At 44.8% G+C, this 20,555-nt stretch carries 18 protein-coding genes and 1 pseudogene; 10 read left to right on the top strand and 9 right to left on the bottom strand.

Annotated elements, in window-relative coordinates:
* The first annotated feature begins 353 nt into the window (after positions 1-353).
* Entirely contained in the window at positions 354-1,226 is an 873-nt protein-coding gene (locus ABWT76_RS09930) for a DUF928 domain-containing protein (RefSeq protein ID WP_054466328.1), read from the top strand.
* 222 nt (positions 1,227-1,448) lie between these two features.
* On the opposite strand, the gene ilvD is transcribed toward ABWT76_RS09930, so the two are convergent.
* A complete protein-coding gene (ilvD, locus tag ABWT76_RS09925) occupies positions 1,449-3,131 on the bottom strand; it encodes a dihydroxy-acid dehydratase (protein ID WP_054466347.1) in 1,683 nt (560 codons plus the stop codon).
* A gap of 608 nt (positions 3,132-3,739) precedes the next feature.
* The gene (locus tag ABWT76_RS09920) at positions 3,740-4,402 is read right to left on the bottom strand and encodes a SnoaL-like polyketide cyclase (protein WP_054466329.1); all 663 of its coding nucleotides are present in this window, start codon (positions 4,400-4,402) and stop codon (positions 3,740-3,742) included.
* Between ABWT76_RS09920 and ABWT76_RS09915 the strand changes: the two genes are divergently transcribed.
* Positions 4,388-4,516: a hypothetical protein gene (locus ABWT76_RS09915; RefSeq protein WP_354636027.1), complete on the top strand. Its 129-nt coding sequence runs from the start codon at positions 4,388-4,390 to the stop codon at positions 4,514-4,516. The two genes, ABWT76_RS09920 and ABWT76_RS09915, sit on opposite strands and share 15 nt — an antisense overlap.
* Before the next feature lie 497 nt (positions 4,517-5,013).
* Here the strand turns inward: ABWT76_RS09915 and ABWT76_RS09910 are convergent.
* Positions 5,014-5,414, bottom strand: a pseudogene (locus ABWT76_RS09910) (DUF938 domain-containing protein).
* 341 nt (positions 5,415-5,755) lie between these two features.
* Here ABWT76_RS09910 and ABWT76_RS09905 point away from each other — a divergent pair.
* The 3 genes from ABWT76_RS09905 to ABWT76_RS09895 all read left to right on the top strand — a co-directional run bounded on the left by ABWT76_RS09905 (position 5,756) and on the right by ABWT76_RS09895 (position 7,993).
* A complete protein-coding gene (locus ABWT76_RS09905) occupies positions 5,756-6,409 on the top strand; it encodes an AIM24 family protein (RefSeq protein ID WP_054466330.1) in 654 nt (217 codons plus the stop codon).
* A 71-nt stretch (positions 6,410-6,480) separates the two neighbouring features.
* Positions 6,481-7,191 (top strand): TIGR00266 family protein, encoded by a 711-nt coding sequence (locus ABWT76_RS09900; RefSeq protein WP_354636026.1) that lies wholly within the window; start codon positions 6,481-6,483, stop codon positions 7,189-7,191.
* A 214-nt stretch (positions 7,192-7,405) separates the two neighbouring features.
* Positions 7,406-7,993 carry a Uma2 family endonuclease gene (locus tag ABWT76_RS09895; protein WP_054466331.1) on the top strand — a complete coding sequence of 196 codons (588 nt, stop codon included), beginning with the start codon at positions 7,406-7,408 and terminating at the stop codon, positions 7,991-7,993.
* Positions 7,994-8,128: 135 nt separating this feature from the next.
* Here ABWT76_RS09895 and ABWT76_RS09890 read toward each other — a convergent pair whose 3' ends face one another.
* Positions 8,129-8,344: a GNAT family N-acetyltransferase gene (locus ABWT76_RS09890; protein ID WP_255353189.1), complete on the bottom strand. Its 216-nt coding sequence runs from the start codon at positions 8,342-8,344 to the stop codon at positions 8,129-8,131.
* A 1,050-nt stretch (positions 8,345-9,394) separates the two neighbouring features.
* Here ABWT76_RS09890 and ABWT76_RS09885 point away from each other — a divergent pair.
* From ABWT76_RS09885 to ABWT76_RS09875, 3 genes are read left to right on the top strand one after another with little or no spacing between them, the layout of a single operon-like run.
* Positions 9,395-9,718 carry a hypothetical protein gene (locus tag ABWT76_RS09885; protein ID WP_054466332.1) on the top strand — a complete coding sequence of 108 codons (324 nt, stop codon included), beginning with the start codon at positions 9,395-9,397 and terminating at the stop codon, positions 9,716-9,718.
* Positions 9,719-9,720: 2 nt separating this feature from the next.
* Positions 9,721-12,081 carry a pentapeptide repeat-containing protein gene (locus ABWT76_RS09880; RefSeq protein WP_054466333.1) on the top strand — a complete coding sequence of 787 codons (2,361 nt, stop codon included), beginning with the start codon at positions 9,721-9,723 and terminating at the stop codon, positions 12,079-12,081.
* Between the two features lie 51 nt (positions 12,082-12,132).
* A complete protein-coding gene (locus ABWT76_RS09875; RefSeq protein ID WP_156331711.1) occupies positions 12,133-12,684 on the top strand; it encodes a hypothetical protein in 552 nt (183 codons plus the stop codon).
* Between the two features lie 88 nt (positions 12,685-12,772).
* On the opposite strand, the gene ABWT76_RS09870 is transcribed toward ABWT76_RS09875, so the two are convergent.
* Positions 12,773-13,570 (bottom strand): SDR family oxidoreductase, encoded by a 798-nt coding sequence (locus tag ABWT76_RS09870; protein ID WP_054466334.1) that lies wholly within the window; start codon positions 13,568-13,570, stop codon positions 12,773-12,775.
* 272 nt (positions 13,571-13,842) lie between these two features.
* On the opposite strand from ABWT76_RS09870, the gene ABWT76_RS09865 reads away from it, so the two are divergent.
* Positions 13,843-15,930, top strand: a complete 2,088-nt coding sequence (locus ABWT76_RS09865; RefSeq protein WP_082348855.1) for a WD40 repeat domain-containing protein — start codon at positions 13,843-13,845, stop codon at positions 15,928-15,930.
* Positions 15,931-16,049: 119 nt separating this feature from the next.
* On the opposite strand, the gene ABWT76_RS09860 is transcribed toward ABWT76_RS09865, so the two are convergent.
* Positions 16,050-16,658: a phycobilisome rod-core linker polypeptide gene (locus ABWT76_RS09860; RefSeq protein WP_054466336.1), complete on the bottom strand. Its 609-nt coding sequence runs from the start codon at positions 16,656-16,658 to the stop codon at positions 16,050-16,052.
* 79 nt (positions 16,659-16,737) lie between these two features.
* Positions 16,738-17,229 carry a phycobilisome protein gene (locus ABWT76_RS09855; protein ID WP_354636025.1) on the bottom strand — a complete coding sequence of 164 codons (492 nt, stop codon included), beginning with the start codon at positions 17,227-17,229 and terminating at the stop codon, positions 16,738-16,740.
* A gap of 399 nt (positions 17,230-17,628) precedes the next feature.
* On the opposite strand from ABWT76_RS09855, the gene coaBC reads away from it, so the two are divergent.
* A complete protein-coding gene (coaBC, locus tag ABWT76_RS09850; RefSeq protein ID WP_054466349.1) occupies positions 17,629-18,840 on the top strand; it encodes a bifunctional phosphopantothenoylcysteine decarboxylase/phosphopantothenate--cysteine ligase CoaBC in 1,212 nt (403 codons plus the stop codon).
* Between the two features lie 107 nt (positions 18,841-18,947).
* Here the strand turns inward: coaBC and ABWT76_RS09845 are convergent, their stop codons facing one another.
* On the bottom strand, positions 18,948-19,238 hold the full coding sequence (locus tag ABWT76_RS09845) for a hypothetical protein (RefSeq protein WP_054470484.1): 291 nt from the start codon (positions 19,236-19,238) through the stop codon (positions 18,948-18,950).
* Positions 19,239-19,248: 10 nt separating this feature from the next.
* Positions 19,249-20,166, bottom strand: a complete 918-nt coding sequence (locus ABWT76_RS09840; protein WP_054470481.1) for an IS4 family transposase — start codon at positions 20,164-20,166, stop codon at positions 19,249-19,251.
* Positions 20,167-20,555: the final 389 nt, after the last annotated feature.

Genomic DNA, 20,555 nt, shown 5'->3' with positions numbered 1-20,555 from the left:
TAGACAAAGGGATGAGTTGTTTTGGAGATTCTCCGTAAAATCACTCAAGTTAGTCTGGAAAACTGATTAATCCGACCCAAAGCAAAAGTCCTGTAATCTATGAATTTACAGGACTTTTGCCCGTCTTTACACAATCTTCATATAAATGCTCTGTACATTATTCCGCGATCGCAAATTATAATAGAATTAAACTCGCTAAAGAACCAACCATTTATAAACTTAAGTTAAAGCTTAAAAATTTTAGTTTGATTGTAGTTTTTCGTCCAGCAACAGGAGTCATTTCAATGGGATATCACAAAAAATACTCATCTTCTCTACCAGTGGTTTTCCTCTCATTGTCGTTCGGGTTGGTAATGGTTCCGAGAATCGCCAGTGCTGAACCCAGGGAAGTTTTTGGGGGTTTGTCTGCGCTAAATACGATCCAAGCAAAAACCCCTGATGGCATAGGTAAGCTTAAGTTTGAGACAGAAGACAATGGCTTGCCCCATAGTTCAACGGGAGGCGCAACTAGGTTTGCCGAACAGATTAATTTCCAACCGCCAGCGGATCAAGGGGCGCCGCAGCAAAGTGTTGGGGGTTCGACAAGAGGACCTGCTGTTTGCCCCCAAGATAGAAATGCTGAGTTTCCTGGACAGACGCTTACGGCACTGTTACCGGCTTCCAATCAAGGTTTAACGGTGTCTGGTCACCCTACGCTTTTGCTTTATGTGCCGCCAACTTCTGCCGGTGAAGTCCAGTTTATTCTTCAGGATGACAGTGGTCCTGACGAAGTGCAGGAAATTTATGAGACGACGTTTGCTCTGCCGAAGCATCTCACGGCAACAGGTGGCTTAGTCACGATCAAAATACCGGAAAGTTTGCCAGAGTTGGAGGTTGGTAAGACTTACACCTACTATGCGACCTTGATTTGTTCTCCTGGAGATAGTGGTGGGATTAATTACGATCAAGGTTTTATCACCCGCGTTGAAGTTCCTTCCCAGCTTGCTCAAGCGGCGCAAAAGAATCAAGGGTTATCCCCGGAACAATCTTTGTGGCAGCAGGCAATGCTTTATGCTGAGTCTGGGATTTGGCTTGATACGGTTAGTAGTTTGCTCAGTCTGATGGAGTATGAGCCGAATAATCAGGTTTTGCAAAGTCAGTGGATGTCGTTGATGAGATCCGATGCGGTGAATTTGGATGAGGCGATCGCCAAAGCCAAGATTGTTCATCTATCTGCTCAGGAATAATCAGGGTGTGTTAACCATACCCTAACGCGCCAATCTTCTGCCAATCTTCTGCCAATCTTCTATATTTAGGATTTGATATATTTAGGATTTGATTTCGGATTTTTGCGGAATTACCGTAATGTGAAAGCAAAGCAAAACCCCAGTGACAGATATAGTAGGGTGGGCAAGATTTGCCCACCCTACTATTTATATACTCAAAAACCCGGTTTTTCTGATTTTTGATTACAAGTTCAAATCGGTGACAGCCCCGACACTGCTAGAAGCGACTAACTTGGCATATTTGGCCATTACCCCAGCGGTATAACGGGGTTTGGGCGGTTGCCAGTTGGCTCGACGCTCGGCTAATTCTCGATCGGAAATTTCTAAAGTTAGCTGACGAGTGGTAGCGTCAATGGTGATGGTGTCCCCTTCTTTGACCAAGGCGATCGCGCCACCCACCGCTGCTTCTGGAGCCACATGACCCACCACGAGGCCATAAGTCCCCCCAGAAAAGCGCCCGTCAGTGATTAAACCGACGCTATCTCCTAAACCTGCACCAATAATGGCTGAGGTGGGGGCTAACATTTCCCGCATCCCTGGGCCACCTTTGGGGCCTTCATAGCGCACGACCACCACATCACCGGCTTTAATTTTACCGTCGAGAATGGCTTGGAGGCATTCTTCTTCGGATTCAAAAACTCGGGCTGGGCCGGTAATTTTGGGGTTTTTCACGCCGCTGATTTTCGCCACTGCCCCTTCAGTCGCCAGATTGCCTTTGAGGACGACTAAATGTCCTTGAGCATACATGGGTTGATCCCAGGGACGGATGACGCTTTGATTGGCGGGGGGTTCGGAGGGAATATCCGCTAGTTGTTCGGCGATGGTTTTCCCCGTAATCGTCAGACAGTCGCCGTGGAGCAAACCATGTTCCAGCAGCATTTTCATCACTTGCGGCACCCCACCGGCTTGGTGAAATTGGGTGATGACGTATTGACCGCTGGGTTTCAGGTCACAGAGGACGGGAACCCGATCGCGAATGGTCGTAAAGTCATCTAGGGTTAACTTGACCCCTGCGGCATGGGCGATCGCCAGTAAATGTAAGACCGCATTGGTGGAACCACCTACGGCCATGACTACGGAAATTGCATTTTCAAAGGCTTTCCGAGTCAGAATTTGCCGGGGTAGAATTTGATTGCGAATGGCATTGACTAAAACTTTGGCGGAATCAGCGGTACTATCCGCTTTTTCTCGATCTTCCGCAGCCATTGTCGAGGAGTACATCAAACTCATGCCCATCGCTTCAAACACCGAGGACATGGTATTAGCGGTGTACATCCCGCCGCAAGAACCCGCCCCTGGGCAAGCATTGCGTTCCACACCTAATAATTCTGCCTCAGAAATCTTGCCCGCGCTATATTGTCCCACCGCTTCAAAAGCACTGACTACGGTCAGGTCGCGTCCTTCATAGTTGCCCGGTTTAATCGTGCCCCCATAGACAAAGATGGCGGGGATATTCATCCGGGCGATCGCAATCATCGCCCCGGGCATATTCTTATCGCAGCCCCCAATCGCCAGCACCCCATCCATACTTTGACCATTACACACCGTTTCAATGGAATCGGCGATCACGTCCCGTGAAACTAGGGAATATTTCATCCCTTCGGTGCCCATAGAAATCCCATCACTAATGGTAATGGTGCCGAATACCTGGGGCATTCCCCCGGCATCCCGGATCGCAGCTTGGGCTTGTTTTGCTAAATCATCCAAACCCATATTGCAAGGGGTGATGGTGCTGTACCCATTGGCAACCCCCACGATCGGTTTGGTAAAGTCATCGTCCCCAAACCCTACAGCCCTTAACATAGCCCGGTTAGGCGATCGCTGAGTTCCTTGGGTTACAACTTGGCTTCTCAAATTTTCCGGCATTGATGTGTTGCCTCCAAATTCCATAATAAATCTAATCAGAAAAGTAGCCCCCTGCCTCCCCAATAAACGAAGCGCACGGGAGTCTTGATTTTCAAGTCCAGGGCAAGTGCCCCCGATCATTCTCTCAGAATCTCAGACCGGGGATAATTTTTTTGCTGAAGAAATTCATTATTTTTACTGGTAATTTAATATTTCTTGTTCTTTATTTGTTATTTAAAAAATGATTCCCAGCTTTAGGGGCGAAGCATTCAAGGGGTAAATTTTCAGTTTTTACAATCAAAATTTTTGTCCGAAAGCTCAAATTAAATCGACTGATTGAATCGCACGATCAAGAGGTTATTTGTTCTGATCGATTTTACCTAAAGATGGAGATCGTGGCCAAAGGCCAAAAGTAAGCGATTTTAAATGATTCAAATTATTCTGGACAAATTCACAACAAATTTGTCCAGAATAATCACTTAATTTACGATTAAAATATGCCAATAATATCCATTTATATTAGATATAAATTATGCAATAATTACCTAGGTTGATTAAGATTTTTATCATCAATGATAGTGATAGCTTACTTAGGTAGATTATTGCAAATAATATATCATGTCTAATTGCTAGTGAAAAGGACAGCCACCGGCAGTTAATTTATGGAGAAACTCACTGTTATCAAAAAAGTGTTCTACCGCTTCAAGTTTCAATTCTTCATTGACATGAGCAATCGTGATTCCCACAATTTCGATCGTTTCTCCGGTGGGAGAATAGTCTTTGAATTTGCCGATAAAGGTTCCCCAGTGTCGCCATTTGAAAACAACCTTGGGCGGTCCGGCTAATACTTCTATGACTTCCCAGAGAAAGCCCTTGGGAAAAGCTTCTGTGACAATTTTCCAGGATGATTCAAAGGTTTCTTCGGAGGATTTATAATGTTCCGTATCACCCAGAAATAGATTATAGGTGCCCCGTTCAGAAATTTCTTGCGCCGTGTATTGTGGGCCGCCGTTGGTACTCATGCGAAACTTTTCGGAAACTACAGACAGCCACTGATGAGGATCGGTTTTATTGGATGCTTCCAACTCGAAAGTTCTGACTAAATTTTGCGTGATCGCCTCTAAAGAACCTTCTACATGATTTCTTTTGCTTTCTTTTTGGAAAACTTGATTATTTTCTGAATAATCTGGACGGTTTCCATCACGCCATATTACTCCAGTATCATTCGCGATGACTGTATCGCGGTCTTGCACCCACAATGGTAGAGTTGAATCGGGATGACTGTTGCTCATAGTATAAATCTAGTACATCGACAAAACTTTATCATATTTTTTGGCGATCGCCTGCATCAAAGGCTTTACGAGTCAGAATTTGCCGGGGCAGTATTTGATGGCGAATGGCATTGACTAAAAGGCGGACTCAGCGGTACTATCCGCTTTTTCTCGATCGCTGGGTTCCTTGGGTTACAACTTGGCTTCTAAAATTTTCCGGCATTGATGTGTTGCCTTCAAATTCTTTATGAAATCTAATCAGAAAAGTCGCCCCCTGCCCTCCCCAATAAACGAAGCGCACGGGAGTCTTGATTTTCAAGTCTAGGGCAAGTGCCCCGTTTCATTCTCTCAGAATCTCAATGCGGGAGCATTTGCCCTAGAATATATAAGTTTACGGGCAGAAATAAATGCACCGCAGACCCCATTAGAGGAAAGAGAAGAGAGGAAAGAGGATGCATAGGAAAGAGGATGCATAGGAAAGAGGATGCATAGGAAAGAGGAAAGAGGATGCATAGGAAAGAGGAAAATTCTCTATTCTCTATTCTCTATTCTCTATTCTCTATTCTCTCTCCTTCCTACAGGCGGGAATCCAAAGCCTATCGGCGGGGAACGAAAAGTGCAATTAATTATGTTCACCTACTTAAAGCTTGCCAAGGAGAAATATGGATCATATTAATATTCACAATAGCAGTAATTGGATGAGTCACTAAATCATCTTTTGTCATGTTATCCGGCAATTTCCCTCGTTCAATTGACCAAGGATTCTCACAAACATCTAAGGCGATCGCCCCATAAAGATTTGCGATCGGTTGGTCATCTTGCCACGCGGCAATACTGAGTCTTAATTCGGGATGATTTTCGCTGGGTAGCCATTTTCGGGGTTGTAACCGAGGGGCAAAAAAATCCCATGTTGACCCGTCCCACTAGCAATCTCTAAAATTGTCCCTGTGGGGGGTAGCACTTGCTGTAATACCGCTAAAATTGGTTCGCGGTTGCGTTCAGTTGCCGGGGCATTTAGACGGCGATCGCTCAGATTTTTTAGTGAATTATGAATATTATTTTAAATAATCTCAAATTATTGGGAAAAAATCAATATTTTGGCCAAACAAAAAAATTATAGGTTAGGGGTAAACTGAATTTTGCAAAGGGCAAAGCATTCCGGTATATAGGTTATTGGTTTTAAGTGGATATTTACTGCGGTCATGCTTTGCCCCTACAGATATCTGACCCGCGCATTCCGGTACATAGGTTATTAGTTTTAAGCGGATATTTACTGCGGTCATGCTTCGCCCCTACAGAATACCCAGCAAAATTCGGGGTGACAATTCCCCAAAAACTAGCCAGAATATTAATAAAGAATCCAAAAGATAACTTATGGCCAAGTTTGAAATCATCGAAGAAGAAGGCTTACGGTTTATCAAAGTCCTGATAAACAACGAAACCATCCTTGCTGAAGCTGGAGCATTATTTTATTTTCTCGGCGACATTCGGATGGAGTCCCAAGGCACTGGTGGGGTTGGGGGCTTTTTCAAGGCCCTTGCCACTGGGGAAACCGTGGTGCGACCCAGCTATACGGGAACGGGAGAACTGTATCTGGAACCCAGCTTTGAAGGCTACCACATTCTGAACTTGCAGGGCGAGGAATGGGTGATGGATACAGGCGGTTACTGGGCTTCTGAGGGCAGCGTCCAGGTTGATGCCAAGCGCAACAAATTGCTGACCGGGTTATTTGGGGGCGAGGGGCTATTTCAAACCACCGCGAAAGGGCAGGGTAAGGTAGTCATTAAAACCCCAGGTCCGATTGAAGAAGTCCATCTTCGGAACGATCGCCTAGTGGTAGATGGCACTTTTGCCGTTGCCCGTTCTGCCACTTTAAATTACACCGTCACCAAAGCCACCAAATCATTATTGGGCAGCTTGACCTCTGGGGAAGGCTTTGTCAACACCTACGAAGGAACGGGCACAGTCCTGCTGGCACCCAATGCCTATTGGGAAGTAATGATGCTGCGTCAGCTTTGGGCCGTTTAAAGTGACTTTTCGGCAATATCGGCAATATCGGCAATGGAAATAATTCTGGCTCACAGGAGTTAACAATTAAGATGGCAGAAATTGAAATCATCGATCGCGAAGGTGTGCGCCTGGTTAAAATAACCCTGCAAAATGAAACCGTCCGGGCTGAATCTGGGGCCATGTACTATATGCGCGGCAACATCCAAATGGAATCAGCCGGAACTGGTGGCTTAGGTGGATTTCTCAAATCTGCTGTCACCGGCGAAAATATCTTTCGTCCTACTTACAAAGGCACCGGCGAACTATACCTAGAACCTTCCTTTGGCGGCTTCCATATCCTAGAACTGCAAGGGGAGGAATGGATTATGGATGCAGGCGGTTACTTTGCTTCCGAGGAAACCGTAGAAATCACCGCCAAGCGCAACAAGTTGATATCGGGATTGTTCGGTGGTGAAGGGTTATTCCAAACCGTGGCGCGGGGGCGGGGCAAACTTGTCCTCTCCACTCCTGGACCGATCCGGGAAATTCATTTACAAAATAACCGTTTGGTGGTGGATGGCAAATATGCCGTAGCCCGGAAAGGTAATTTGGATTATCGTGTAGAAAAAGCGGCTCGAACTTTCATGGGTTCGATGTTGTCGGGAGAAGGATTTGTGAATGTTTACGAAGGCACCGGCACAGTTTTGATTGCCCGGACTGCCTACGGACGAGCATTTATGAAAGGGAAAATTAGCGACATCATCAGCAGCAAAGTTGCCGCTGCACAGCGAGAAAGTTCTAGTAGCAGTAGTGATAGCTAATGGTCAATTAAAGGCCATTTTTCTTGTATGTAGATGTAGGTTGGGTTGAGGTAAAAAAACCCAACTTTAAACAAGTCTGGTTTTTGTTGGGTTGCGCGATCGCTTAACCCAACCTACTTTTTTCTTTACTTCTTTCTCTGTGTCTGACAGAGTTATGTTTACGGTTATTTAATTGAAAATGCTATAACTTAGGTATAACTTAATTTTCCTAACCATGATTGCCAATCCAAGTCAAAATTATATTTCTCCTCAAGAATATCTAAGCGGAGAAGAAATCAGCCCCATCAAACACGAATATATAGATGGAGAAGTTTACGCAATGGCTGGGGCTAGTGATGCTCATGTCACCATTGCCGGAAACTTATTTGCCTTGTTAAGAAATCATCTACGAGGTAGCGGTTGCCGCGTCTATATGTCCGACATGAAAGCGAATATGTCAGCCGCGAATATCGGGAATATATTTTATTATCCTGATGTGATGGTGACTTGTGATGCCAGAGATAAAGAATTGACGAATCATAAAAAATATCCTTGTTTAATTGTTGAAGTTTTATCAGATAGTACAGAAGCCTTTGACAGAGGCGACAAATTTGCTAACTATCAGCAATTACCAACCCTGCAAGAATATGTCATTATTAGCCAAAAACGCCAGCGCGTCGAATGTTTCCGTCGTAATGCTGAGGAAAATTGGAATTTTCGACTATACAATCCAGGGAGTGAAATTTATTTAGAATCTATCGATTTTCGCACCAGATTTGAGGATTTATATGAGGATGTGACTTTGGCAAATAATGCGTCATAATATAAGTTTATAATTTTACCACAAAGACACAAAGGACACAAAGAAAGTCCAGGAAAATTTTCTGTGTTTTTTCTTTGTGTTCTCTGTGTCTCTGTGGTGATAAATTATTCTCGCGATCGACTATTCCCGATGGTTCTAGGCTACTAAGTTCAATTTCATTTTTAAGCCATCTCTGGTGGGTTGATAGTAATCTTTTAAGAGTTTAACCGGGGCAAAGCCGAGGGATTGGTAAAGCCCGATCGCTGTCCGGTTTTCGGTTTCCACTTCCAGATAAATCATCAGGATATTTTGTTGCCGTAAAGCTTCTAATGATTTGCCCAGCAGTTGTTTGCTATAGCCTCGACCAAGGATGAAGATCCATAGGTGTTAAAAACCTGTTCAAAAAAAGAAATTGATGTTTATCGTGGTCAATTTTTTGCTATAGCAACCTGACTCAAGAGAGTTGTCCTTGACTCGCGCGATCGCTGCTTTATTTGCAATCTAACTAACCTTGATGTTTACTATTTACATTCCCAAAATTTCAGTTCCGCAGAATATCTGAAAATATCAACGAAATTTCGCTCAATTATGGAGAATTATGGACAATTAGGGAAAAATTGCCCGAATCACAAAAAAATTGATCAAATCAGACTTTTCCCAAGATATTGATAACTTAATCTTGGGTAATCCCTAAAACACGCAGAGATGGCTAGGGGGTAAAATTAAAAAACAATAATTGAGATGCTTGGCAGTATTTTTGTTTACCTGCATCGCTGTTCCGATCATCTAACACAGAAAACCAATAGACCTAGGGTTTTCAGCGATTTCGTCATCGGTCAATCTACAGTAGTAAGGTAATGAATGGACATACCCATCCTTAATTCAGGTAAGAAAAAAGTTATTTGGGACTCTAACCAGCCGCAACATAGTTTTAATTGTTAGCAGATTATGATTTTCTAGAATTCAACCAGAGATTAATCTCCACCGGAATAACCTCTGTTAATTAGCCATATTGCGGGACAATCTAATTATAAACACGGATTTTAAATTTTTGCCAGTTTTTGCCAGTATTTTTCAAGTTACTTAAGTGAAGTTTAGCCATAACAAAGGAGAAACCTGGTTTCTGCTTCATACCGGGACACCCGGATCGCCCCTACAAGAAACCCGGTTTCTTAATTACGTTGCAGGTAAATTGTCGGGCTCTGAAAAATTGAGAAACAAGACTTAGGGAATTCTCTCGCTGTAAATAGATTTAGACCCTATCTACAGTAAAATGCTTGATTTCGTGGTGGCATAAAAGACCGGATCAATGCTACCATGAGGATACTCGGTTCGCGAGTCTCTTAGGCCGTGAATGGCTGACAAACTTAGTCAGTTCTATTTATATTTGTTTTCGCTTAAACCCATTGATTCTGACCTACGATGAAAGACAATAATCAGGAACGCTTACAGAAAAAATTAAAAGAAATCGAAACGCAACTCAAGTCAGATTCGCCGTTAAAACCAACTCCTGAGCTATCCAATTCTCTCAAGTCTCTTTATGAACAAGTCCTGATTTGGTATAAGGGATTGCCCACCTGGGGCAAAGGGGGGACGATGATTGTGGGATTGATGCTGAGTTTGTCAGTGTTCCGCACGGTTTTGAATTTAATTAACCTGGGGATGACCCTGGCGGTAATTGGCGTGGGGGGCTATTTTGCTTATAAGCTATTTTTAGCTTCTGAGTCTTCCAATATTAAGAAATAACGGTGAACGGAAATTTAGATAATAGCGTCTTCACTTATTCAGAGACGATCGCCCCTGGGGAGAATGTTTCCCTAGAAGACGATCTAATTAACGATTCCGCGAAGGAGACGAGCAACGCGAATCGCCCTGATTGGCGAATTCATTGGCTCAAACGAGTCGATCGCCTCCTCCAATCCCTGCGGCGCTTGGGCGCCAGCACCCTGGAAACCACGGTGTTTGTCACGGTGACAGCCGTTCCCCTGGCCGCTGGTTGGTATGCCAATGAGTACCATACCGGCAAGCTTGTGCCGTTAAATCCAGTTTTGGCGATCGCCGTCGAAGAAATAGCGGTGAAATTAGCCCTCCCCGGTTGTCCCCAGGGGTCGATTCGGGATGCAGGGATTCGCAGCCATTTCCGCAACGCTTCTAACCCCCAGGTTGACCATCAAGGGCTGATTTGGTGCGGTCGTCCCGTAGCCCCTGTAACCAACTTATTCTGGTCAGTAGCGATCGCCGCACCGGGAATTTTGGCGATCTCACATATATATAAATTAGGTAAAACCGGCCAAACTTTCGCGAAACGTTGGTGCAACATCCAAGTGGTGACGGACTCAGGCAACCCACCGGGAATTTGGCGGGCATTTTGGCGAGAAGGAATCGGCAAATTCTGGCTGCCTGTGGCGATCGCCTACAGCTTATGGTGGGGAACAGGCGCCGTCCCGGACTTAAGAATTTTAGCCGGACTGACGGGAATGCTGTGGCTATTTGACAACATCAGCGCGGGTTTCGATCCCCAACAACGGACACTCCATGATAAATGGGCTAGAACTTGGGTTAATGCCTTGCCCACCAGTCAATCGGTTCCTTGGCAACTGTCTACAGCCGTCTCGGAGAGTCAAATTTTGACCTCGGAGGTGGAGGAGGGAGTGATGGAACATCAGGAAGAGAAAGAAACAATCATTCGTTCAATCATTCGTTGGCTGCGAGAACACCAAGAAATTGGCTTGGTCTGCGGCATTGCGATCACCATGATCGTGATTTTGGGGGCGTTGGTGGGGACACAAGCTTATGTGCAAAATCAGGCATCCCTGCGATCGCGCCAAGAACAGGAAAATCAAAAGTTTCTCAAATTAGTAGATCAATTTGCCCCGAACGAACGCCAAGGGGCAATCCTTGCCCTGGGTAGTCTGAATCACCCAGAAGTGGGGATTAAAATGTTGACGGATTTATTAGCCTTAGAAGATGACCCCGCCCAGATTTCTAGTATTGAGCAAGCCCTAGTCAGTGCCGGGGCCAATGCCTTGCCATACCTGCATAAACTCAATCAAGCCCTGAGAACGGATTTGGACTCCCTGCGCTATGGGGGCAATCAGGCAGAACAACAGATCGCTGCCCTGAAACAGCGGTCAACTCAACGGGCGATCGCCAAAATTCTCCGAGTTTACAGTAGCGAACTGCCAGGGATTAATCTCAATCGCATTGACCTAGGGCAAGTCACCTCTTCTTTGGCTAAGTTTACCCTCGTATTGGAAAAAGTAAATCTTTCTGGGATTCAGCTACGGGGTGCCATCCTCACCGGCGCCAATTTCCACGGCAGCCAATTTTCCAGCGCGGGACCCGATCGCCGCTTCGGCACCTTCGATGATGTCAAAGCAGACCTCAGCGGCGCTTTGATGGCAGACGCGAACCTGAGTGAAGCCTTTCTCCCCAGCGCCATCATGGAAAAAATCGACCTGAGTCGGGCGAACTTAAATCAGGCGAACTTATCCAATAGCAACTTAATTGATGCCAACCTCAGCAGCGCTCAACTCATTGGGGCTGATTTGACCTATGCCAATCTTTCTCAAGCCAAACTCACGGGCGCCAATTTAGTCAGCGCCGATTTTTCCCAAGCACAACTGGGTGGGGGGCGCCTGGGGCAAGCGATCGCCAAAGCCGCCAACTTTCAGGGAGCCAATTTTAGAAATCCTACTTTAGGGGCTGCTGACTTGCAGGGGGCGGATTTCCGGGAGGCGAATTTAAGCAATGCCAATTTACAAAATGCTAATTTATCAGCAACCAACCTCAGTGGAGCCAACCTAGCCAATGCCCAGTTACAAAATGCCAATTTCCAAAACGCGGATCTGACGGGGGTTGACTTGCGGGGGGCGAACCTTGCTGGAGCCAACCTTCAAGGAGCGATCTTTGCCACTGCGCCAGCAGAAAAATCCCCAAAAACCCAAAAAACCGATTCATTTATCATTAAGTCACCCCCAGCATTGGGCATGGGCTTATTGCAGGGAGTAAATTTTAATCAAGTGCAAAATTTAGACCTGAAACAAATCTCATATTTATGCACCCAAGGGGTCGTACACGAGCAATGTGACATGACTCCGCAACCCTAATCTTTGTCAATTCTTTGTCAATCAATTTCAATGATGTGAGGAGTTAGATCCGTGAATCAATTTGCTAATTTCTGGAATTATCCGGGCAGTAAAATTAGATCCGTCCTGCTGGTTGGGGCGGCGATCGCCTCTGCGGTAGGGTTCAACCCTGCCCCGGTCCTTGCCCAAGCCGCCTACGGCAGCTATGTCGGGGTCGGCGGTTCTTTTGGCTTAACCGAAGGAGTCAATCGCAACGGACTGACTGAAGACCGGCAAAATGCGGTAGTTGTAGCGGCTCGATATAAATTATTAAGATATCCGATTTCTCTTCGCGCTCAGGGCATCTTTAGCGCCGACGGTAGCGCCGTAGTCCCCACAGTTTCTTATGATATTCCCCTTACTTGGCAAGCGGATGTTTATCTAGGGGCAGGCGGGTCTTTTGTGATGAGCGGGAAAACTCCCGTGGGGGATCAAAGTAGTTTTGCCATTCAGCCCGGAATTGACTATAGCGTTCCCAATAGCCGTCTGGTGGTATTTGGCAATGCCATTTTTTCCTTCGATGCTTATGAAAATGACAATAAAACCGCCGTTTCTTTACAAGGAGGGTTGGGTTTAAGATTTTAATCTTAATTGTTAATAGTTATTTGTTGCTTGTTATTTGTTATTCAATCAAATAATAAATAACACATAACTATTAACAATTAACAAATAACTATTGATGTCGATAAACTAAGGTGGCATTGGCTTGGTCTGTGGGGACTAATAAAACTTCGGAAATATTCACATGGGCAGGACGAGTGACGGTGAAGAAAACCACATCCGCAATATCATCAGCCGTTAAAGGGGTTAAGTTCTCGTAAACCTTATTCGCCCGGTTGGTATCCCCATGAAATCGCACGATACTAAATTCTGTTTCCACCAGTCCCGGTTGAATGTCTGTCACCCGTAAAGGAGTGCCTAATAAATCTTGTTTCATCCCTTCAGAAATTGTGCGGACGGCGGCTTTGGATGCACAGTAAACATGGCCTCCAGGATAGGCAGCGCGACCGGCAATTGAGCCAATATTCACAATATGTCCCGCCCCACGCTGCACCATCCCAGGAATGAGGGTGCGAGAGACATATAGTAAGCCTTTGACATTGGTATCAATCATTTCTTCCCAGTCTTCGATGCTGGCTTCGTGAAATTTTTCTAAGCCCCGACTGAGCCCGGCATTATTAATCAGAATTTCTATATTTTGCCAAGATTCTGGAAGCTGGGCAAAGGCCGATTCTACGGCGAGGCGATCGCGCACATCTAGCTCAATTAAATAAGTCTCAGTTTGATAGGTTTCTTGGAGACTCTGAGCAAGTTTTGCCAAATTTTCCCGACGGCGGGCAGCTAAAATCAACTTCGCCCCAGCTTGCGCGAAAAGTTTGGCACAAGCGGCACCGATTCCAGAACTGGCGCCCGTAATCACAACAATTTTATTGGCAACTTTATTGGCAACTTTATTGGCAACAGAAATCATGGCCGATCCTAATTCAAAAATTGCTTAATCACTTCAAAATTTATTATAATATTTAGTTGCTTATTTTTTTATCGTTAATTTTTAATTTTTATTTAACATTTTTAATGTTTCAGCACTTTCCTCAATGATTTCAAGGGATTTTTCCCTCAACCCTACCCATGCTTGAAGCGGAAAGTGTAAGGATTAGGGCGAGTTAAGTAGTTCTTGGTTAATAATTAATTAATAATTAATATTATCGTCTACCCAAATTCCCCTAGGCTAGGCTAAACTAAATGCTACTAACCTCGATCGCCTTCTTAGCTGATATGTCTTTACCCACTGCTGTCATCGACGTTCTTTGGCAAATTTCACAATCTACAGCCCAAAGTCTCACGGAAAAACTCGAACCGACTTTGATTGGTTTAGCGGAGGCTTTTGCCGCGATCGCTTTCTCAGAGGATAATGGGGCGGTACAGCCACCGTTACCGGAAATCAACAGCTATCGAAACGTTATTAGTGGCTATTGGCAGCGACAGGAAAAACGAGAACAAGAGTTAGAAAAAAATTCTCAGCATCCAGAAAATGAAGAATCGATCCGACAGATCCAGCAAGAAGCATTACAAGACCGGACTCAACAAACTGAAGTGATACTGGAACTGTTGCGAAAGTGGCAAGGGGAAAAAATTCAGTATCAATTAGAACAATTGCCGCAAATTTGGCAAAAGGAGAGTTGGCTGTTTAGATTAAGTCAAACCGTAACCCAGAAAATTTTGCGATCACACAAGGAACAACATCGCCTGTTAATCTTAGTCGCCCCACTGAAAATCAGCCAAACTTGTCCAGAAACTTTTCACGAAAACTTGACCCTGCAATTCACCGATCAACTGGAAAGATTTTTTCACCACTACTATCCCCTAGGCAGCAGTTCACCGATCGCGCCTGCTTCCCCGGTAGAATTTTATGGAACATATTTTCCGGCACCGATTTCTAAAATCACTCTCTCGATGATGCAAGAAATATTTGCCCCAATTCCTACGGCTATTTTATACACCAATATCACCGATACTCAAATGAATTGCCATTTGGGTTTCTGGATGCCTGGGAATTCTCATATTGCCTTTTATCCCCTGCCCTCGTGGAATTGGCAATCGGCTAAAAGCAGCTTAGAAGCTGAGGGAATCGACTCCGTAAAAGCCTTAGAAGTCATTCAAGAAATTGCGATCGCTATTCACCAAGTTTTAACCGCATTTATCGCCGATTGGTATTATCTCAAAGTCAATCCATTATCGGATCCTAGACTATTTTATTTAGCAAATTATGCTTCAGAAAATGGCATAACCTGGGAATGGATTCAACCCTATACTCATTGCCTCAGAACCCTTCAAAAGCAACAAATGTCTCAGTCTCAGATTAAACCAGCGATCGCTCCTGAATTATACCGCGATAAAATTCGGTCTTTTAAGAATACCCGCACTCTCAAAGGTCATAGTAGCTGGGTTGATGCGGTGGCTATCAGTAAAGATGGGCAAATATTGGTCAGTGGCAGCTATGATAATACGATTAAACTCTGGGATTTACCCACAGGAAAATCTGTTTATACTTTAGTGGGACATAGTAGCAGTGTCCATTCTGTAGCCATTAGTGCAGATAAAAAAACCGTAGTCAGTGGCAGTGATGATGGCACAATGAGAGTGTGGAATGCCGCCACCGGGGAATTAATTCGCACCGTGAAAGATAGTGCGTCTCAGAGAAATACCGCCACAAAAGTTCAGTCGGTGAGTATTAGCCAAGATGGTCAGAAGTTTGTCTCTGGGGGGGACGATCGCACCGTAAAAATTTGGCAGTTAGACACGGGCAAATTATTGCAAAAACTCCACGGACATTCCCATAAAGTAGAAGTGGTGGCGATCGCTCCAGATAACCAAAAGATCCTCAGTGGCAGTGATGATGGCACGATTAAAATTTGGCAGTTAGAAACTGGGGAATTAATCCGCACCATTCACGGATATTTTGGGGCGATTTATGCTTTAGATATTAGTGCCAATGGTCAAACCATTGTCAGCGGTCATGGGCAAAAACAGATCAAAATTTGGCAGTTAGAAACTGGGGAATTAGTCCGCACCCTGTATGGCAATTTTGGGGCTGTCTATGCGGTAGCCATTAGTCCAGATAGCAAAACTGTCGCCACGGCAGATTTTTTAGGGGATTCTTTGGGGCATCAAACCGTGGCGATTCAATTATGGGATATTGTCACGGGGGAATTAATTCATACGCTCCCGGAATATTCTAATCGGATTCTGGCGTTATGTTTTAGTCCCGATGGCAAAACTCTGATTAGTGCTAGTGAAGATAAAACGATTAAAATCTGGCAATGCGATTAATCAGCGATCGAAAGAAAAAACCACCAAGACACAAAGACCACAAAGGAATTTTGATAGGTAATTTGTTGATTTTTTTGTGGCTTTGTGTTGGGTTTTTTGCCGATATAGCCGATATATTTTTATTCAGAACGTAACCGAGAAGAAGGATGCCACTTAGGACGACAAATATTCCCCTTACATTCAAGGTTGAGTTCATGCCAATATAAAGTGGGCACTGCCCAGCCGCGATCGCCTGCGTGTTCTTTATGCAATAACTGATTTTCTAAATAATCATTGGGAGAATCATAAGTGCGATCGCTTTGCCAATAAGGAACGGTAAATGAGCCAAATAGCTTGCGATATTCGTCCGAGTCAATTAAAGCGGAAACCATTGCTTTCACCCCTTGGGTTGCCAGAATTTGATCGCAAGCGCGGATTTCGTTTTCATCATGGGGCGATCGGCCTAAAAAATGCTTAAACGCATTTTCAATAAACTTGACATTAGAGCTATTTTCATAGAAAATCTGCAAATAAAGCGGCGAAACTGCCAGACCTTTCAAAAAATGTCTAATCCCCAGTTTTCCTTTAATAAATTGTTTCTCCAAATCCTGCAAATACTGGCGGCGTTCCCATTGATAGGGTTGCCGTTCTAGCACTTGCTGATAAATGGGTTTCAGCACCGCTTCTCTTTCTTCGCTGGAGGATGTATTTTTGAGTTCAATTTTGTTGAATGACTTGTTGACTGACATCTTGATTACCCCACTTCAATTGTTTTAGTGAAATGTCAAATTTTTCCAATATTTCCCCATACTGAATTCTGGATATTGTCTAGGCGGCATTCATCATTTTAGCCGGTAAATCCAGAGCTTGCATCATAATGGTAATATAAGGATCCATATATTTGGTTACATTAGTCGGTAAATTTTCGTGAATTATTTCCTGTAAACACCGATAACAGACCAAACAAGGATATTGCTTTTGGTAAGCCGCTAAAATATTGGTTTCCCACAAAGCCATTGCCTCTTTAAAAAATTGCGGATCGTCTCGCAAAACTGACAGGGCGATATACCGCATCACTTCGGTCATGTCATAATAACAACGTTTTCCGTGTTTTTTCATCACGTCTGGATGCAGGGTCATGAACTTTTTCAAGGCCAGCCGGATTAACGGGTCGCTTTTGGCCTGCAAAATATCGTAAATTTTTGCCCGTTCCGAGACGGTTTGGAGATATTGCTTGATGCCTTGAAGTTCTGAATTACTCAGATAGCGACCCTCGCTTTGGGAAATCAAGTCGTTTAATTGAGAATTTATGGCGATCATATTCCAATGCTACTGAATCTTTTGCCGATCTTTTTTTAGTGTCGTACATTTCTATGAAATCTGGCAAGACGTTTATGCAATTTTTAATATTTGCCATAATATTAGTTAATATTTGTATTTCTTGACCGTTGACGGTTGTGATTTGTCGCAGGGTGTGGGGTGTGGAGAGCGGGGGAGCGGCGGTTCGGCCTTTCGGCTGCGCTCAGGACAGGCTTCGCTCACCGTGCAGAGGTGCAGAGGAGCTTCTGGTGCAGGGGAGCGGTCTACAAACAAGCATCAACCACCAACCACCAACCATCAACCATCAACCATCAACCAACAACAAACAACCAAAGAATCCCTACCCAACAACCAACAACCAACAACCAACAACCAACAACCAACAACCAACAACTAATGATGTTACAAAATCGACGGATTCTGATTGGGATTACGGGTGGAATTGCCGCATACAAGGTGTGTGAACTGATTTCCAGTCTGGCGAAAGAAGGGGCGTTAGTTCGCGCGATTATGACCGAGGGGGCAAAGCAGTTTATTCCGCCTCTGACGGTGGCGACTCTTTGCCGTCATCACGCTTATACGGATCAAGATTTTTGGCAACCGACTCATGCTCGACCCCTACATATCGATTTGGGCGAATGGGCTGAAGTGTTGACGATCGCCCCAATGACGGCGAATACTCTGGCGAAGTTAGCTCATGGTATGGCGGACAATTTGCTGACCAACACGGTGTTGGCGTCCACTTGTCCTATCTTGCTGGCGCCTGCGATGAATACGGATATGTGGCAACAACGGGTGGTGCAACAGAATTGGCAGCACTTGATGCAAGACCGCCGTTATCATCGAGTGGGTCCGGGGACGGGGATTTTGGCGTGCGATCGCGTGGGGGATGGTCGCATGGCCGAACCCCACGAGATTAAAGCCACTTTAGAATCCCTGCTATACACGGGGGGCAAACGAAATTTAGCGGGTAAGCGGGTTTTGATTAGTGCGGGGGGCACTCGCGAGTATTTGGATCCCGTGCGGTTTATTAGTAATCCTTCTAGCGGCAAAATGGGCATTGCTTTGGCGCAAGCGGCGATGGATCGAGGGGCGGCGGTCACTCTGGTGCATGGGCCGATTGATTCTCGATTAATGTCCTCGGTGTATGGGATTCAGTCTATTTCTGTCACTAGCGCGGCGCAAATGCAAGATGCGATGTTGAAACTATTTCCGGCGGCGGATATTACGGTGATGGCGGCAGCAGTCGCAGATATTAGACCGCGATCGTGCAGCCTGGAAAAATTGCCCAAAAGTGCTTTGCCAGAAAGTTTGCCCCTGGAGTCAGTGCCGGATATTGTGGCTCAGTTGGGCGATCGCAAACACTCCCATCAAATCTTGGTGGGTTTTGCTGCCCAAACTGGGGATATTATGACCCCCGCCCTGGATAAGTTAAAACGCAAAAAATTAGACGCCATTGTCGCCAACCCTATCGATCAACCAGATACGGGCATTGGCAGCGATCGCAATCAAGGCATCTTTCTCCACAAGTCAGGCAATCAAAAGTCGATTCTTCCTTGCACTAAATTAGCACTAGCCCATCAATTATTTGATTGGCTGCTGGCGCAATAAATTGGTTATTCGTTATTTGTTATTAGTTATTCGTGGCTTTCTCCAAATAACCAACAACTAACAACCAGCAACCCCCCTTCAAAGGCTAATCTTGTAGGGGTTTTGATTCATGCAGTAGAACCAAGCTTAATAAAGAAAAATCTTTCGATTGCAGTAGCTAGGACTTTAACCCCAGGGTATGGTTGCTTTTTGGTAGGTGCAAAGCCGACAATTTTGGCCACAGCTAAGACAGCATCACGTATAGAGATGATTTTTTTAGAAGATACTTTTTCTAACAGAATCACCTCAGACTCATCAAACAGAATACTGGCACTTTGGTCTGGGTTTTCTCTGACGGCATAAGTAAGAGCGAGAATCTGCCAAGCCACGACCGAATAAAAAGCCAAGGAGTTAATCAATGTCTGAATATCATCTTGCTTGTAATTTTTCCACCTGTAAAGCACCAGACTTAAGAGTGTAATGAAAGCGTTCTACCCGCCATCGCAGGGCATAAAATCGAGTCACCCTTTGGACATTACTGGTAGTGGCAATCGGAAGACTGGTCAGTAAATACCATGTGGCTGCATCTTCTGAACAGAAGATATCTTCGTTTGTTTTGGGATCGATACAACCGATCTCTTGGGCGACCACCAAAGATAAACCTTGGGTTTTATGCTTGTTGGCACTCAAATTTTTATCTGGATAAACATTGACTGCCCCTGCCCGTAAGCGAAGAATCAGTTCTACTTCCCGGTTTTGACGATAAATGCGTACTCGTTGGGTTCCATAGTCGGGCAAGTGAGACGACACATCGGGCAATTGGCAGACTATATTACTGCTGACGATTTCCAAATTACGAGCTTGATATACCCTGACGAGCAGATCTACATTTGTCTTTCGTTCGGCTTTAAAAAAACTAAAAACATCTCCTTCTCTATCTTCTACGGTCACAAAGCGTTTGCTCGATTGACTGGCTTGCTGATTGATGGCATTCAACCCCTTGAGCCATTTACTACTTTCTTTTTCTCCTTCTGGCAGGTCTAAACCTCCGTCTCGAGTCCAGTATTGTTGTCCTAAGAGTCCTAGGGGTAAACCTTGTTCATTGAGCAGTAGTACATTATGTTGCATCAATCCTCGGACATTCCCTTGTATTACCCCTAACCCAGACATTTTTTTATGTCCTGAGTAGTTGTAATAAGTTGTGTCTTGCGCGGCGATCACATATTCCCCAACCGTTGCTTCGGCTCGTTCCATCGTTGCCTGAATGTGTCCTGACAACATGATCTCTTGATTCATTTCTGGATGAGCAAATATACCCGCTACTGTTTGACGAAAACTGTTACCCATACACTGGGAAAAAGATAGATTCGGCTTGTTAATCGCCAAGTTGTATGCTTTTTCTAGACTTTTTTTACCTGGGGTCGAAATTTTCCTTGGGTGATAAACTCTGTCATGGGATGATTGCCTCAAGCACTCCGGGAATTTTCATCTTAGCTGATATAGCAATCCTATTTCAATCGTAATATTTTTGTCGGGGCAAATCCTTTTGCGCGGTGGCAAGCCCCTGCGCGTTTAGGGGTAAGCTCACGCTTGCCAAACCTGTTACCCCTACAATTCCACAACTGATATAGGACTGCTATATCGGATCAATCGCGGATCTACACGCAGAGGTTTGCTTAAGACCGTGAGTGTGTTGAGCAAACCCCTACAAGATTAGCTTCAAAGGGGGGCTAGGG

Source organism: Planktothricoides raciborskii GIHE-MW2 (assembly GCF_040564635.1).
GTDB classification, from domain to species: domain Bacteria; phylum Cyanobacteriota; class Cyanobacteriia; order Cyanobacteriales; family Laspinemataceae; genus Planktothricoides; species Planktothricoides raciborskii.
Note: the sequence above shows the minus strand (reverse complement) of the source record. Positions and strands in the feature narration are given on the sequence as shown.